At 56.2% G+C, this 15,023-nt stretch carries 14 protein-coding genes and 1 riboswitch; of the genes, 9 read left to right on the top strand and 5 right to left on the bottom strand.

What is annotated here, in order from left to right:
* Positions 1-78: 78 nt before the first annotated feature.
* Positions 79-1,026 (bottom strand): transcriptional regulator LeuO, encoded by a 948-nt coding sequence (gene leuO / locus ACU4F7_RS03605; RefSeq protein ID WP_481638049.1) that lies wholly within the window; start codon positions 1,024-1,026, stop codon positions 79-81.
* A 646-nt stretch (positions 1,027-1,672) separates the two neighbouring features.
* Here leuO and leuL point away from each other — a divergent pair.
* The 5 genes from leuL to leuD all read left to right on the top strand — a co-directional run bounded on the left by leuL (position 1,673) and on the right by leuD (position 6,540).
* Positions 1,673-1,759: a leu operon leader peptide gene (gene leuL, locus ACU4F7_RS03600; protein WP_125454223.1), complete on the top strand. Its 87-nt coding sequence runs from the start codon at positions 1,673-1,675 to the stop codon at positions 1,757-1,759.
* A gap of 99 nt (positions 1,760-1,858) precedes the next feature.
* A complete protein-coding gene (gene leuA / locus ACU4F7_RS03595; RefSeq protein WP_029591221.1) occupies positions 1,859-3,430 on the top strand; it encodes a 2-isopropylmalate synthase in 1,572 nt (523 codons plus the stop codon).
* Positions 3,430-4,521, top strand: a complete 1,092-nt coding sequence (gene leuB, locus ACU4F7_RS03590; protein ID WP_029591222.1) for a 3-isopropylmalate dehydrogenase — start codon at positions 3,430-3,432, stop codon at positions 4,519-4,521. The genes leuA and leuB overlap by 1 nt, the downstream gene beginning before the upstream one ends.
* A gap of 2 nt (positions 4,522-4,523) precedes the next feature.
* The gene (leuC, locus tag ACU4F7_RS03585) at positions 4,524-5,924 is read left to right on the top strand and encodes a 3-isopropylmalate dehydratase large subunit (RefSeq protein WP_024560682.1); all 1,401 of its coding nucleotides are present in this window, start codon (positions 4,524-4,526) and stop codon (positions 5,922-5,924) included.
* A 10-nt stretch (positions 5,925-5,934) separates the two neighbouring features.
* A complete protein-coding gene (gene leuD, locus ACU4F7_RS03580) occupies positions 5,935-6,540 on the top strand; it encodes a 3-isopropylmalate dehydratase small subunit (RefSeq protein WP_481638048.1) in 606 nt (201 codons plus the stop codon).
* A gap of 106 nt (positions 6,541-6,646) precedes the next feature.
* Here the strand turns inward: leuD and ACU4F7_RS03575 are convergent, their stop codons facing one another.
* The gene (locus ACU4F7_RS03575; RefSeq protein ID WP_029591224.1) at positions 6,647-7,825 is read right to left on the bottom strand and encodes a sugar efflux transporter; all 1,179 of its coding nucleotides are present in this window, start codon (positions 7,823-7,825) and stop codon (positions 6,647-6,649) included.
* Positions 7,826-7,927: 102 nt separating this feature from the next.
* Entirely contained in the window at positions 7,928-8,110 is a 183-nt protein-coding gene (gene sgrT, locus ACU4F7_RS03570; protein ID WP_024558240.1) for a glucose uptake inhibitor SgrT, read from the bottom strand.
* An 88-nt stretch (positions 8,111-8,198) separates the two neighbouring features.
* On the opposite strand from sgrT, the gene sgrR reads away from it, so the two are divergent.
* The 4 genes from sgrR (at position 8,199) to thiQ (ending at position 13,277) form a co-directional block, all read left to right on the top strand.
* Positions 8,199-9,857, top strand: coding sequence for an HTH-type transcriptional regulator SgrR (gene sgrR / locus ACU4F7_RS03565; RefSeq protein ID WP_029591225.1), 1,659 nt, complete (start codon positions 8,199-8,201; stop codon positions 9,855-9,857).
* 35 nt (positions 9,858-9,892) lie between these two features.
* Positions 9,893-9,993: riboswitch (TPP riboswitch) on the top strand.
* A gap of 32 nt (positions 9,994-10,025) precedes the next feature.
* Positions 10,026-11,009 carry a thiamine ABC transporter substrate binding subunit gene (gene thiB / locus ACU4F7_RS03560; protein ID WP_029591226.1) on the top strand — a complete coding sequence of 328 codons (984 nt, stop codon included), beginning with the start codon at positions 10,026-10,028 and terminating at the stop codon, positions 11,007-11,009.
* The gene (gene thiP, locus ACU4F7_RS03555; protein WP_481638047.1) at positions 10,985-12,595 is read left to right on the top strand and encodes a thiamine/thiamine pyrophosphate ABC transporter permease ThiP; all 1,611 of its coding nucleotides are present in this window, start codon (positions 10,985-10,987) and stop codon (positions 12,593-12,595) included. Before thiB ends, thiP begins: the two co-directional genes overlap by 25 nt.
* Complete coding sequence (gene thiQ, locus ACU4F7_RS03550) at positions 12,579-13,277, top strand: thiamine ABC transporter ATP-binding protein ThiQ (protein ID WP_029591228.1); 699 nt, start codon at positions 12,579-12,581, stop codon at positions 13,275-13,277. The genes thiP and thiQ overlap by 17 nt, the downstream gene beginning before the upstream one ends.
* Here the strand turns inward: thiQ and ACU4F7_RS03545 are convergent.
* Positions 13,274-14,044 carry a DedA family protein gene (locus ACU4F7_RS03545; RefSeq protein ID WP_024558791.1) on the bottom strand — a complete coding sequence of 257 codons (771 nt, stop codon included), beginning with the start codon at positions 14,042-14,044 and terminating at the stop codon, positions 13,274-13,276. The two genes, thiQ and ACU4F7_RS03545, sit on opposite strands and share 4 nt — an antisense overlap.
* Before the next feature lie 122 nt (positions 14,045-14,166).
* Entirely contained in the window at positions 14,167-15,012 is an 846-nt protein-coding gene (gene araC / locus ACU4F7_RS03540) for an arabinose operon transcriptional regulator AraC (RefSeq protein ID WP_029697791.1), read from the bottom strand.
* Positions 15,013-15,023: the final 11 nt, after the last annotated feature.

The raw sequence follows: 15,023 nt of genomic DNA, 5'->3' as shown, positions 1-15,023 counted from the left end.
CAGTCGAATATGCTGAAAAAACCCTTAAAAGCAGAAAAACCGGACAGTGTAAACCACCCGGTTTTTCTCTGGCTGAAATTAACTACGCTGGCAAATAGAAACCAGCAGCTCTTCCATCCATTGATGCCCCTTATCTCTACCCGCAGCCTCATGCCAGCAAAGATAACATGTGCGGTTATTCAGTACTAAAGGCAACGGCAGTACGGCTAAATTCCATGTTTGGGCATATTCTTCCGCCAGCCAGCGCGGGGCAATAGTGACGAGATTGGTGCGTGACACGACGTTTAAGACACTCGTCATCGCCATTCCCTGATAAGCGATGCAGGCTTCTTTTTCGGGTGTGTTATACCAGGGCGCGCTAAACGAACCGTAACGATCCAGCACGACAACGGCATGCTGCTCCTGGTAGATATTTGACTCGAGCGTCAGCTCGTTTTGACGCGGATGGTTTTTACTGCACACTAATACCATCTCATCTTTGAAGAGCGGCACGCAGGAAAATTCCGGGCGACGGAAATCATCGTAGCCAATAACAAATTCAACTTCCTGATAACGTAACTGGTGTTCGATATTCTGATTAAGTGAAGATTTAAAGACCAGGTGGATATTAGGCGCAATGTTATTAACTTTATTGTAGATAAGAGAGGTAAGCAGATTATCCAGCGGGCTGCAGACGCACAGGTTAAACAACCTTTCGCTGCTTAGGGGTTCAAATCCCGAACCAGGCAATTCGTTTTGGACTAATTGCAACGCCTGACGGATGGAGCCAAACAGCTGATGGGCCCGTGCAGTAGGTTGTATTCCACGACCATAACGAACGAACAATTCGTCATTAAACATAACCTTAAGCCGGGCTACCGCGTTGCTGACCGCAGGCTGCGACATGCCCAGCATTTGCGCGGCCCGGGTGATATTTTGCTCCTGCATAACCGCATCAAAAACGGTTAAAAGATTAAGGTCTACCGTGCGTAATTGTGTTTTTAAACCTTCTTGTACCGGCGGATGCTCAATATAATCCTCAGACATAGTCTACTCCACTCATTCATCAATTCCCTTGCCCAGGAAGAACCACAACTATTTCGTTTAACATGTAGCAATCGCAAGCAAAAGGTCGAAGACAACAATTCAGAAAAAACCAAAGTTTTATCAGGAAATATGAAAATTTTGGCAGGGCTGAACATGAAAAAGCGATTCTCGCATGCTTAATTAATGCTTTTACTTTTAAGCGGCGAGATCAAATCATAAAACCTGCAACTTCACAACAATTCATCCGGTGAATATTTATTTAAGCTTTATTAAAATGTTACCGCGCTACTTCCGCTGTATTTAACAAAACCGCAGCAATTCAAGAATAAATATATTAAATGATATTCATGGGGAGAATTATATCTTTTATATCATCAAGATAAATAAAGAGGTATACCAGGCACAATTACACCATAAATCATAAAAAATATGTATAAATGCGACAAGTTAAAAATAATGGCCGATGCGGCCATAACGTTTATCACTTCATACAGAGGAATTTTTAGCACAATACGCTAAATATCATTCTCGTCCGGATCGGCGAGAAACGCCCTAACATTGCGTTAAGGGGTTGACACCTCCCTGCGTATCAAGTACCACTAAAAGCATATTCCGATTAACAGTTTCCGATTCCGAGGCTTGATTCATGATTCGCACGACTCGTCTGGCAGCGCTACTACTACTAAACGCATTTACTGTGCGCGGTAGAGTGCTGGGCGACGGTTGCCACTGAGTGACATCAAGCCATCAGCAAAATACAGAAACCCGCGCCAATGCGCGGGTTTTTTTATGCTCGTAGCAGGCGCCCTCAGACAGGATAAGGACCGTAACCATGAGCCAGCAAGTCATTATTTTTGATACCACTTTACGCGATGGTGAACAGGCGCTGCAGGCGAGCCTGAGCGTGAAAGAGAAACTGCAAATTGCGCTGGCGCTGGAGCGTATGGGAATTGACGTTATGGAAGTCGGCTTCCCGGTCTCTTCCCCTGGCGATTTTGAGTCTGTCCAGACCATTGCCCGTCAGGTTAAAAACAGCCGCGTCTGCGGGCTGGCGCGTTGTGTTGAAAAAGATATCGACGTCGCCGCCGAGGCGTTGCGTGTCGCTGAAGCTTTCCGCATCCATACCTTCATCGCCACCTCGCCGATGCATATCGCCACCAAGTTGCGCAGCACGCTGGATGAGGTGATTGAGCGCGCTGTCTATATGGTCAAACGCGCCCGCAACTATACCGATGATGTAGAGTTTTCATGTGAAGACGCAGGCCGCACGCCGATAGACGACCTGGCTCGCGTAGTGGAGGCCGCGATTAACGCTGGGGCCACCACTATCAATATCCCGGATACCGTCGGTTATACCCTGCCCTTCGAATTCAGCAATATCATTACCGGTCTGTATGAACGCGTACCTAACATTGATAAAGCCATTATCTCTGTGCACACCCATGACGATTTAGGCATGGGCGTCGGCAACGCCATCGCGGCGGTGCAAGCCGGAGCGCGTCAGGTCGAGGGAACGCTGAACGGCATCGGCGAACGCGCCGGCAACTGCGCGCTGGAAGAGGTCATCATGGCCATCAAGCTGCGTCAGAACCTGCTGAACGTTCATACCAATATCAATCATCATGAAATCTGGCGCACCAGCCAGACCGTCAGCCAGATCTGCAATATGCCGATCCCGGCGAACAAAGCGGTGGTAGGCTCGGGCGCCTTCGCCCATTCCTCCGGCATCCATCAGGATGGCGTACTGAAAAACCGCGAAAACTACGAAATCATGACGCCGGAATCCATCGGTCTGAACCAGGTGCAGCTGAACCTGACCTCCCGTTCAGGCCGCGCGGCGGTAAAACACCGCATGGAAGAGATGGGCTATCACGAAGAAGACTACAACCTGGACGATCTGTATGCGGCTTTCCTGAAGCTGGCGGATAAAAAGGGCCAGGTATTCGATTACGATCTGGAGGCGCTGGCCTTCATTAATAAGCAGCAGGAAGAACCGGAGCATTTCCGTCTGGATTACTTCAGCGTGCAGTCTGGTTCTAACGATATCGCCACGGCTTCCGTGAAGCTGGCGTGCGGCGATGAAGTGAAAGCCGAAGCGGCCAACGGCAACGGCCCGGTGGATGCCGTTTACCAGGCAATTAACCGCATCACGGATTACAACATTGAACTGGTGAAATATGGCTTAAGCGCCAAAGGCCACGGTAAAGACGCGCTGGGGCAGGTGGATATTGTTGTCAACTATAACGGTCGCCGCTTCCACGGCATGGGGCTGACGACCGATATCGTCGAATCTTCCGCCCGCGCCATGGTGCACGTGCTGAACAATATCTGGCGCGCCGGCGAAGTGGAAAAAGAGTTGCAACGCAAGGCACAGAATAAAGAACACAATCAGGAAACCGTGTGATGTCTAAAAATTATCATATTGCAATTTTAGCGGGCGACGGCATTGGCCCGGAAGTGATGGCGCAAGCGCTGAAAGTACTGGATGCAGTTCGTAGTCGTTTTGATATGCGCATTACCACCAGCAGCTATGACGTAGGCGGCATCGCCATCGACCGTCACGGCAACCCGCTGCCGCAGGCAACGGTGGAAGGCTGCGAGCAGGCCGACGCGATTCTGTTCGGCTCCGTAGGCGGCCCGAAATGGGAACATCTGCCGCCTGCCCAGCAGCCGGAGCGCGGCGCCCTGCTGCCGCTGCGTAAACATTTCAAGCTCTTCAGCAACCTGCGCCCGGCGAAGCTGTACCAGGGGCTGGAGGCCTTCTGCCCGCTGCGCGCCGATATCGCCGCCAACGGCTTTGACATTCTCTGCGTGCGTGAACTGACCGGCGGCATCTATTTCGGTCAGCCGAAAGGCCGCGAAGGCAGCGGCATGCACGAAAAAGCGTTCGACACTGAGGTTTATCACCGTTTCGAGATTGAACGCATCGCGCGAATCGCCTTTGAATCCGCACGCAAACGCCGCAACAAAGTGACCTCTATCGATAAAGCGAACGTGCTGCAAACATCGCTGCTGTGGCGCGAAATCGTCAATGAAATCGCCAAAGAGTACCCGGACGTTGAACTGGCGCACATGTACATTGATAACGCCACCATGCAGCTGATTAAAGACCCGTCTCAGTTCGACGTGCTGCTCTGCTCCAACCTGTTCGGCGATATCCTTTCCGATGAATGCGCGATGATTACCGGCTCGATGGGCATGCTGCCTTCCGCCAGCCTCAATGAACAAGGCTTCGGCCTGTATGAACCCGCAGGCGGCTCCGCGCCGGATATCGCAGGTAAAAACATCGCCAACCCTGTGGCGCAAATCCTGTCGCTGGCGCTGCTGCTGCGCTACAGCCTGGAGGCGGACGAAGCCGCTACGGCCATTGAAAAAGCCATTAACCGCGCGCTGGAAGAAGGCGTGCGCACAAGCGACCTGGCCCGTGGCGGTCAGGCAGTCAGTACCGATGAAATGGGCGACATCATTGCCCGCTATGTCGCCGAAGGGGTGTAATCATGGCAAAGACCTTATATCAAAAATTGTTTGACGCCCACGTGGTCTATGAAGCGCCGAATGAAACCCCGCTGCTCTACATCGATCGTCATCTGGTGCATGAAGTGACCTCGCCGCAGGCTTTCGACGGTCTGCGCGCTCACGGCCGCCCGGTGCGTCAGCCGCGTAAAACCTTCGCGACGATGGACCACAACGTCTCCACGCAGACGAAAGACATCAACGCCTCCGGCGAGATGGCGCGCATTCAGATGCAGGAGCTGATTAAGAACTGTAACGAGTTCGGGGTTGAGCTGTATGACCTGAACCACCCCTATCAGGGCATTGTTCATGTGATGGGGCCGGAGCAAGGCATTACTCTGCCGGGGATGACCATTGTGTGCGGCGACTCGCACACCGCGACCCACGGCGCGTTCGGGGCGCTGGCGTTCGGCATCGGCACTTCTGAAGTGGAACACGTGCTGGCGACCCAGACCCTGAAGCAGGGCCGCGCCCGGACCATGAAAATTGAAGTAAAAGGCAAAGCCGCGCCGGGGATCACCGCCAAAGATATCGTGCTGGCGATCATCGGAAAAACCGGCAGCGCGGGCGGTACGGGTCATGTTGTCGAGTTCTGCGGCGAAGCCATTGAGGCGCTGAGCATGGAAGGCCGTATGACCCTTTGCAATATGGCTATCGAGATGGGCGCCAAAGCGGGGCTGGTCGCACCGGACGATACCACGTTCAACTATGTGAAAGGCCGTCTGCACGCGCCGAAAGGTCAGGATTTTGAAGAAGCGGTCGCTTACTGGAGAACGCTGAAAACCGACGAAGGCGCGCAGTTTGATACCGTCGTTACGCTCAATGCCGAAGATATTGCGCCGCAGGTCACGTGGGGCACTAATCCAGGCCAGGTTATCGCCGTCACTGATATTATTCCGGATCCGTCCTCTTTTATTGATCCGGTAGAGCGCGCCAGCGCCGAAAAAGCGCTGGCTTATATGGGCCTGAAACCGGGCGTGCCGCTGACTGAAGTGGCTATCGATAAAGTATTTATCGGCTCCTGCACCAACTCGCGCATCGAAGATTTACGCGCCGCGGCGGAAATCGCCAAAGGCCGCAAAGTGGCCCCTGGCGTCCAGGCGTTAGTGGTGCCGGGTTCCGGCCCGGTGAAAGCGCAAGCGGAAGCGGAAGGACTGGATAAAATTTTTATCGAGGCCGGTTTTGAGTGGCGTCTGCCGGGCTGTTCCATGTGTCTGGCGATGAACAATGACCGTCTGAACCCGGGCGAGCGCTGCGCTTCCACCAGCAACCGTAACTTTGAAGGTCGTCAGGGCCGCGGCGGACGCACCCATCTGGTCAGCCCGGCGATGGCGGCAGCGGCCGCCGTTAGCGGCCATTTCGCCGATATTCGCGGCATGAAATAAGGAGAACACCATGGCAGAAAAATTTACGCAACACACCGGCCTGGTGGTTCCTCTGGATGCCGCCAACGTCGATACTGACGCCATTATTCCGAAACAATTTTTGCAGAAGGTCACGCGTACCGGCTTCGGCGCCCATCTGTTTAACGACTGGCGCTTTCTGGACGATAAAGGCGCACAGCCGAACCCGGAGTTTGTGCTGAATTTTCCGCAATACAAAGGCGCCTCTATCCTGCTGGCGCGGGAGAACTTCGGTTGTGGTTCGTCACGCGAACACGCGCCGTGGGCGCTGACCGATTACGGCTTTAAAGTTGTCATTGCGCCGAGCTTCGCTGATATCTTCTACGGCAACAGCTTTAATAACCAGCTGCTGCCTGTAACGTTGAGCGAGCAGGAAGTGGATGAAATGTTCACACTGGTTAAAGCGAATCCGGGGATCCGTTTCGAGGTGGATCTGGAAGCGCAGGTCGTGAAAGCAGGTGAGAAAACCTACGCTTTTACTATCGACGCTTTCCGCCGCCACTGCATGCTGAATGGCCTCGACAGCATCGGCCTGACGCTGCAGCATGAAGACGCCATTGCCGATTACGAGAACAAGCAGCCCGCGTTTATGGGTTGATGAAAAAGGCGTCTGCGGACGCCTTTTTTGTTACTTTGTTTTCACCTGTCTTGAGAGACGCAGACGGGTAAGCGCAGCGCCATCCGCCATCGTCGCGACGTTGTTCTTAAACGTCTTTTACCCGGCTTGTCAGCACAAGCGTCAGCAGCGAAATACCCGCAATGACCCAATAAACGGCAAAATGTCCGAAGCTTTCCACCAGCGCCCCCTGAATCACCCCGGCAAGAATCACGCCCGTAGAAATACTGTTAGTAAAAAGCGTCGTCGCGGAACCCGCCCGCCCCGGCATTAAGTCCTGAAACCAGAGCATGCCGATACCGGCGATAATGCCGATAAATATCGCGTTAAAAATTTGCAGCCCTAACAGCGCCTCGTGGCTGTGGAACAGAATAAGCCCCAGATAAAACAGCACGCCCGCCGCCACCGCCAGCACCATCAGCCGACGCTTGCCGAAACGCTTAACGCAGTAGCCCGCCAGCAGCATGGCCGGGATTTCCAGCCCCGCCGCCGTGCCCATCAGCACGCCCGCCAGCGTATCCGGCAGCCCCAGATCCTGACTTATCCACAACGGCATATCGATGATGTACATTGTGTTGCAGGTCCACATCAGCATCGAGGCGATAAACAGCAGCCGCACGTTTTTATCTTTCCAGCCGCTAACCTGCGTCAGCGCCACGTCTGTCGGTTGCTCCACCCGCTCCACCGAAGGCAGCGCGAAAGTAATAATGGCGAGGCTGATAATAAATATGCCCGCCGCTATCAGGAACATCGTTGTAAAGCCGTAGTTAAGCGCCAGCATAAAAGAGAGCGGCGGGCCGATGACCCATGCAAGCGACAGTTGAGCGCGCATAACGGAGCTGAACATCACTACCTCGCGCGCCGATTTATCGGCGTATTCGCGCGCCAGGGCAAAAATTTGCGGCATGGAGGTGTTCGCCAGCGAGGCCAGCAATACGCCCGCGGTAATCAGCGTCAGATAGTGCCGGTTAAAAGCGAAAAGCAGGCAGTTCGCCACCGCCATCAGGCAGCAGAACATAATCAGTTTGCGGCGATCCCCGCGGCTATCCGAGCGTTTCGCCAGCCACAGACTCACCAGAATTCCGACAATGGCGTTCACCGTATAAAAGAGTCCGACCCAGAACGGGCGCACTTCCACTTCACGGCTAAGAAACAGACTGAGGGTCGGCGCCTGCAGCGCGCCCGCAACCCCCATCATAAAAGCTACGGACATAAAGGCGACATAGACCCGATTCAGGCGACGGCCTTGGGTTAAAAACCAGAGCATTGAAATGCATCCTTTCAAGAAGGCGGGGGATAAGTTCAGCAAACAACAACGAAAAAAGCCAGCAGTAGAAACTGCTGGCCGGTGAAGAGCACCAATACTCAGTTACACTCGATGTTGGCGGGAGAGGCGTTTCAGGGAAACGGGGGTTGTAACCTCCCACTGCATCACCGAGTCCAGCATCTGCAAGCGCTGTGATGCGCTCAGGCGGGCCAGCCAGGATGCGCCAGCGTCCTGCGTTGCGAAAAAGTAGTGCTGCCAGAATGTGTATGCCGATGACCGTTTCATAAATGCCTCCTCGCTTTCATCGAAGAGAATTATTGGCGTAATATAGGGAAAGATAAATTGATGAGTTTCGGCAAGGAGTTCCCCTTTTATGTCCACCGGTCGTCTGCAACAGCAATTTATTCGCTTATGGCAATGCTGCGAGGGGAAAACGCAGGAAACCACGCTCAACGATCTGGCGGAGCTGCTGAACTGCTCGCGCCGCCACATGCGCACGTTGCTCAATACCATGCAGGAAAAAGGCTGGCTGAAATGGGAAGCGGAAGCCGGGCGCGGCAAGCGCTCGCGCTTAACCTTTCTCTATACCGGCCTCGCGCTCCAGCAGCAGCGCGCCGAGGATTTGCTTGAGCAGGACAGAATCGACCAGCTGGTGCAGATAGTCGGCGATAAAACCGCGGTGCGCCAGATGCTTATCTCGCATTTGGGGCGCAGCTTCCGGCAGGGGAGGCATATTCTGCGGGTGCTGTACTATCGTCCGTTGCAAAACCTGCTGCCGGGCAGCGCATTGCGTCGTTCGGAAACGCACGTGGTGCGGCAAATTTTTAGCGGATTGACACGCATAAACGAGGAAAATGGGGAACTGGAAGCGGACATTGCTCATCACTGGCAGAAAATGTCCCCGCTGCACTGGCGTTTTTTCTTACGCCCCGGCATCCATTTTCATCATGGTCGCGAACTCGATATGCTCGACATTATCAGTTCGCTTGAGCGCATCAACACGTTGCCGCTTTATTCGCATCTCTCCCATGTCGTCTCCCCTACTCCGTGGACGCTTGATATTCATCTCAGCCAGCCAGATGAATGGCTGCCCTGGCTGCTGGGCAGCGTAGCGGCGATGATCCTGCCTCGCGAATGGACAACCCTGCCCCATTTCGCCAGTAAACCGATCGGTACCGGCCCGTATGCCGTGGTACGTAATAACAACAATCAGCTTAAGATCCATGCTTTTGATGATTACTTCGGCTACCGGGCGCTGATTGATGAAGTGAATTTTTGGGTATTGCCGGATATTGGCGACGAGCTGGGCGGCAGCGTTCAGCTTGAAGGCCCCACCGGCGGCGAGAAAGCCGTTGAAAGCCGCCTTGAAGAGGGATGTTACTACCTGCTTTTTGACTCACGCTCTCCTACGGGCGCAAATCCGCAGGTGCGTCAGTGGCTGAGCCACCTGCTCTCTCCGGTCAATTTTCTCTATCACGCCGCAGAACACTATCAGCGCTACTGGTTCCCCGCTTACGGCTTGCTGCCGCGCTGGCACCATGCGCCGCGAACTGCCGCCGTTGAGCGCCCCGCAGGCCTTGAGAACCTAACGCTGACTTACTATCGCGACCATATCGAAAACCGCGCTATCGGCGCTATCCTGGCGACGTTGCTCGCCGAACAGGGCGTAAACGTAGAGATAAACGAGGTGGACTACACTGAGTGGCATCAGGGTGAAACGGTAAGCGATCTGTGGCTGAACAGCGTTAACTTTACGTTGCCGCTGAATTTTTCGCTGTTCGCCAACCTTTATGAAACGCCGCTGATGCAAAAATGCGTGCCGCTGAACTGGCAGCAGGATGCCGAAAGCTGGCGCGCCGGGGCGCTGGATTTGCCGACCTGGTGTAAACAACTGCTTGAAAGCCAGCACCTTTTGCCGCTCGTGCATCACTGGCTGATTTTGCAGGGGCAGCGCAGTATGCGCGGCCTGCGTATGAACACGCTGGGCTGGTTTGACTTTAAATCCGCCTGGTTTGCGCCGCCGGAGCCGTAACCCTTTCGAAACATTCAGCAAATCATTACAATGAACCGTTCTCAACGGGGTGCCGCACCGCTCGTGCGCGCTGAGATAATACCCGTCGAACCTGATCCGGATAACGCCGGCGAAGGGATTTGAGGCTATCGCTCAAAATCCTTTGCCCCCTATGCTCAAAGGTGCAAAGTGCTTAAAAAATGTCTCCCGCTGCTGGCGCTGGTCGCCGCGCCCGTTTTCGCCAAACCCGTTCTGACCGTTTACACCTACGACTCCTTCTCCGCCGACTGGGGCCCGGGCCCGAAAGTAAAAAAAGCGTTTGAAGCCGACTGCGGCTGTGAGCTGAAGTTCGTGGCGCTGGAAGATGGCGTATCGCTGCTTAACCGCCTGCGTATGGAAGGCAAAAACAGCAAGGCGGACGTGGTGCTGGGGCTGGATAACAACCTGCTCGAAGCCGCCGCCGCCACGAAACTTTTTGCACCGAGCGGCGTAGCGGCGGAGGCCGTTAACGTGCCGGGCGGCTGGAAGAACGACACGTTTGTGCCCTTCGATTACGGCTATTTCGCCTTCGTCTACGACAAAAACAAGCTGAAGAACCCGCCGAAAAGCTTAAAAGAGCTGGTGGAGAGCGATAAGAAATGGCGTGTCATTTATGAGGATCCGCGCACCAGCACGCCGGGCCTTGGCCTGCTGCTGTGGATGCAAAAAGTGTATGGCGACAAAGCGCCGTCAGCCTGGCGCGCGCTTGCGGCGAAAACGGTCACCGTTACCAAAGGCTGGAGCGAAGCGTACGGCCTGTTCCTGAAAGGGGAAGGCGATCTGGTGCTGAGCTACACCACCTCGCCCGCTTACCACCTCATTGAAGAGAAAAAAGAGAATTACGCCGCGGCTAACTTCAGTGAAGGTCATTACCTTCAGGTTGAAGTGGCGGCCCGCACCGCCGCCAGTAAGCAACCGGCGCTGGCTGAAAAATTCCTGAAGTTTATGGTTTCGCCCGCCTTCCAGAGCACCATTCCCACCGGGAACTGGATGTATCCGGTAACCGATGTCCCGTTGCCGGAAGGCTTCAACGCCCTGCAAAAACCGCAAACATCGCTGGAATTTACACCGCAGGTCGTGGCGCAACAGCGCACGCAATGGATTAACGAATGGCTTCGCGCCGTCAGCCATTAATTCCCGGCTGGCTGTGGCCGGGGCTGCTCGCCGCCCTGCTGATGGCGGCGGTCGCTCTGGCGGCGTTCTCCGCGCTCTGGCTTAACGCCCCGCAAACCGATTTTCCGGCGCTGCTGCAGGACAGTTATCTGTGGCAGGTGGTGCGCTTCTCCTTCTGGCAGGCGTTTCTCTCCGCCCTGCTCTCCGTCGTGCCCGCTATTTTTCTCGCCCGCGCGCTCTACCGCCGCCGCTTTCCCGGCCGCAACGCGCTGCTGCGGCTTTGCGCCATGACGCTTATCCTGCCGGTGCTGGTCGCCGTTTTCGGCATCTTAAGCGTCTATGGCCGCAGCGGCTGGATAGCCGCGCTTTGCCACCAGCTGGGCGTGGAATGGCGCTTCTCGCCCTATGGGCTGCAGGGCATTCTGCTGGCCCATATTTTCTTTAATATGCCGATGGCGACCCGTCTGCTGTTGCAGGCGCTGGAAAATATTCCCGGCGAGCAGCGCCAGATTGCCGCCCAGCTCGGCATGCGCGGCTGGGCCTTTTTCCAGCTCGTTGAATGGCCGTGGCTGCGCCGGCAAATTCCCCCCGCCGCCGCGCTGATTTTTATGCTCTGCTTTGCCAGTTTCGCCACGGTGCTGTCGCTTGGCGGCGGCCCGCAGGCAACCACCATTGAACTCGCTATTTATCAGGCGCTGAGCTACGACTACGACCCGGGACGGGCGGCGCTGCTGGCGCTGGTACAGATGGCTTGCTGCCTTGCGCTGATGCTGCTAAGCCAGCAACTCAGCAAAGCGATACCGGTTGGGGCGACGCACCTGCGCGGCTGGCGCGACCCGCAAGATTCCCGCTTAAGCTGGTTTACCGATAGCCTGCTGATTTTTCTCGCTATGTTATTACTGTTGCCGCCGCTGCTGGCGGTGGTAGCCGATGGGCTCACGGGCAGCGCGGGCGAGTCGCTTTTTCAGCCGGCGCTGTGGCGCGCGCTCTGGACGTCGTTGCGCATCGCGCTCGCCGCCGGGCTGCTCTGCGTGGCGCTGACCATGATGCTGCTGTGGAGCGCGCGCGAGCTTTATCTGCGCGAGCGACGCCTGGCGGGCCAGAGCCTCGAGCTGAGCGGCATGCTGATTCTCGCCATGCCGGGCATCGTGCTCGCCACCGGTTTTTTTCTGCTGCTTAACAGCAGCGTCGGGCTGCCGCAATCAGCAGACGGCATTGTGATTTTCACCAACGCGCTGATGGCTATCCCCTACGCGCTGAAAGTGCTGGAAAACCCGATGCGCGATCTGGCCGCCCGTTACGCCCCGCTCTGCGCGTCGCTCGATATCCACGGCGTTAACCGCTTGCGCCTGATCGAATTTCGCGCGCTGAAAAGGCCGCTGGCGCAGGCCCTGGCTTTCGCCAGCGTGCTTTCGATAGGCGATTTCGGCGTCGTGGCTCTGTTCGGCAATGAAGATTTCCGCACGCTGCCCTTTTATCTTTACCAACAGATTGGCTCTTACCGCAGCGAGGCGGGAGCCGTAACGGCGCTGATCCTGCTGCTGCTCTGCTTCCTGCTCTTTACGCTGATAGAAAAACTCCCGGGGCGTCATGCTGACACTGATTGATCTCACCTGGCTTTATCATCATCTGCCGATGCGCTTCTCGCTTGAGGTCAAAGCGGGCGAGCGCGTGGCGGTGCTGGGGCCAAGCGGCGCGGGAAAAAGCACGCTGCTGAATTTAATCGCGGGCTTCCTGCCGCCAGCGAGCGGCACGCTGCGGCTGAATAATGCCGATCATACCCGCACGCCGCCATCCGCCCGCCCGGTCTCTATGCTGTTTCAGGAAAACAACCTGTTCAATCACCTGACGGTGCGTGAAAACATCGGGCTCGGCCTGCATCCGGGCCTGAAGCTGACGGCGGCGCAGCGCGAAAAAGTAGCGCATATAGCGCATGAAATGGCGATGGGCGATTTACTTGAGCGACTGCCCGGCGAACTCTCGGGCGGCCAGCGTCAGCGGGCGGCGCTGGCGCGCTGCCTGATACGCCAGCAGCCGGTCCTGTTGCTTGATGAGCCGTTCTCGGCGCTCGACCCGGCGCTGCGCCAGGAGATGCTTACGCTGCTTGAGCGCCTTTGCCTGGAACAGAACCTGACGCTGCTGATGGTGTCGCACAGCATTGAAGATGCGGCGCGCATTGCGCCGCGCTCGATAGTGGTGGTGGACGGGCGCATCGTCTGGGATGGCGATACCGCTCAACTGGCAAGCGGGAAAGCGAGCGCCTCGATGTTACTTGGCATAACGCCTTAATGTCCGCCGCGGACGACTTTCCCGAGGATATTAAGGTACACCGGCATCAACGGATGCTGCAGGATGGCGATAAAAGCCGCCAACGCTACGCCGCTCGTCAAAGGCGCGAGCCAGTGCAGGCGTGAGCGCGGCAGGACGTGCGACAGCCTGTCGGTGGTTTTGCCGCTGCGCCACCAGCGCCAGCACAGCCATGCCGCCAGCCACAGCAACAGCGCCACGCCAAGCAGCAGCCACTTAAAGCCGCTGCTTTTCATGTCGGCGGGAATGTCGATAGCCGCGCCGGCCAGAATGCCCGGCAGGAAGTAGAGCGGCGGCCAGAGCAGACAGCCAATAATATTCGGCAGAACAAATTTCGCGACGGGCAGGTCGAGCATGCCCGCGACCATCGGCACCAGCGGACGCGTGGGACCCACAAACCGCCCAACCAGGATGGTGAACATGCTGTGTTGATGCAAGGCGTGCTCGGTTTTATCCAGCAGCGCCTTGTGCTTTTTCAGAAAGCTCCAGCGGTGCAGCGGTTTCTTAAAGCGCCAGCCCAGCCAGAAGGAGATCCAGTCGCCCAGCAGGCAGCCTACAATGCCCGCCGCCCAGGCTTCGTAAAACCCTACCTCGCCGCTGCCAATCAGCGCCCCCAGCGCCGCCATCATCACCGTCCCCGGCAATAACAGCCCTACCAGCGCCAGCGACTCGAGAAACGCCACCAGCGCCACGGCGATAAGCGAATAAGCGAGCGACTGCGTAATAAAATGTTCCAGCAAGGCTTCCATAACGTACCCGGTTGAGTGAGGAGAAAAGATTCTCCCGGCGGCCTTGACCTGCGTCAAGATATCCGTGCTTTGAATAAGTTACCGGTTACGACATTCGTAAAAGCATTTAGTTTCGGTTTAGCTTATTCGCAGCCTGCCCGAAACTCGCTGGGGCTGGCGCCCGTACATTTTTTAAAAACCCGCGAAAAGTAGAGCTGATCTTCAAAACCCACGTTGCGCCCTACACTTGCAATCGGCATGCGCGTCGTGCTGAGCAACAGCTTCGCCTGACTAATGCGCTGATCTTCGCGCCAGCTCAACACGCTAACGCCAAGCTGCTGGCGGAACAGGTGCGACAGTCGAGACGGCGACAGGCAGACATGCTGCGCCACGCTTGAAATATCAAAATGGCTGTCCGCCAGATGGTCGCTGATGTACTGACAGGCGTCGCGCACCCGGTTGTCGAGCGGCGCCTTCATCGACTCGTTTATCGCTTCCACCCGCCTTAGCAATAGCTGCTCCAGCAGGTTAATCGCCAGCAGTTCGGCGTAGCGTCCCGGCCCTTGCGCGGCGTTGATTATCTCCTGAAAAAGCGTAGAGCACTGCAGCTGATGAGCGTCGTCAGGGCGATAAAACCCGGTGTGAGCAAAGATGGTCGGCCAGTTCAGCCACTCGTGCCAGTAAGCCCGCGGGCGGAAATAAACCCACTGGTGATACCACTCTTTCGCCTCCGGATGGCGGCCATAGTGGTGCACTTCGCCAGGCGGAAAGAGCAGCATATCGCCCGGACGGCAGACAAACTCCTGCCCCTGATTTTTCACCACCCCCTCGCCCCGTATGGTCAGGTTAAGAATAAAGCCCTTCATGCCAAGCGGGCGGTCGACAAAGAAATCGAGATAGCCGTTGGCCTCGATGGGGGTCAGCCCGGCAACCAGATGCGCGTTGAAAGAGTATCCCGGCAACAGGGGATCGTTTTGCGTTTCGGCCATCGTCAGCGGTG

The sequence above is a fragment of the Franconibacter pulveris genome (assembly GCF_056780215.1).
Note: the sequence above shows the minus strand (reverse complement) of the source record. Positions and strands in the feature narration are given on the sequence as shown.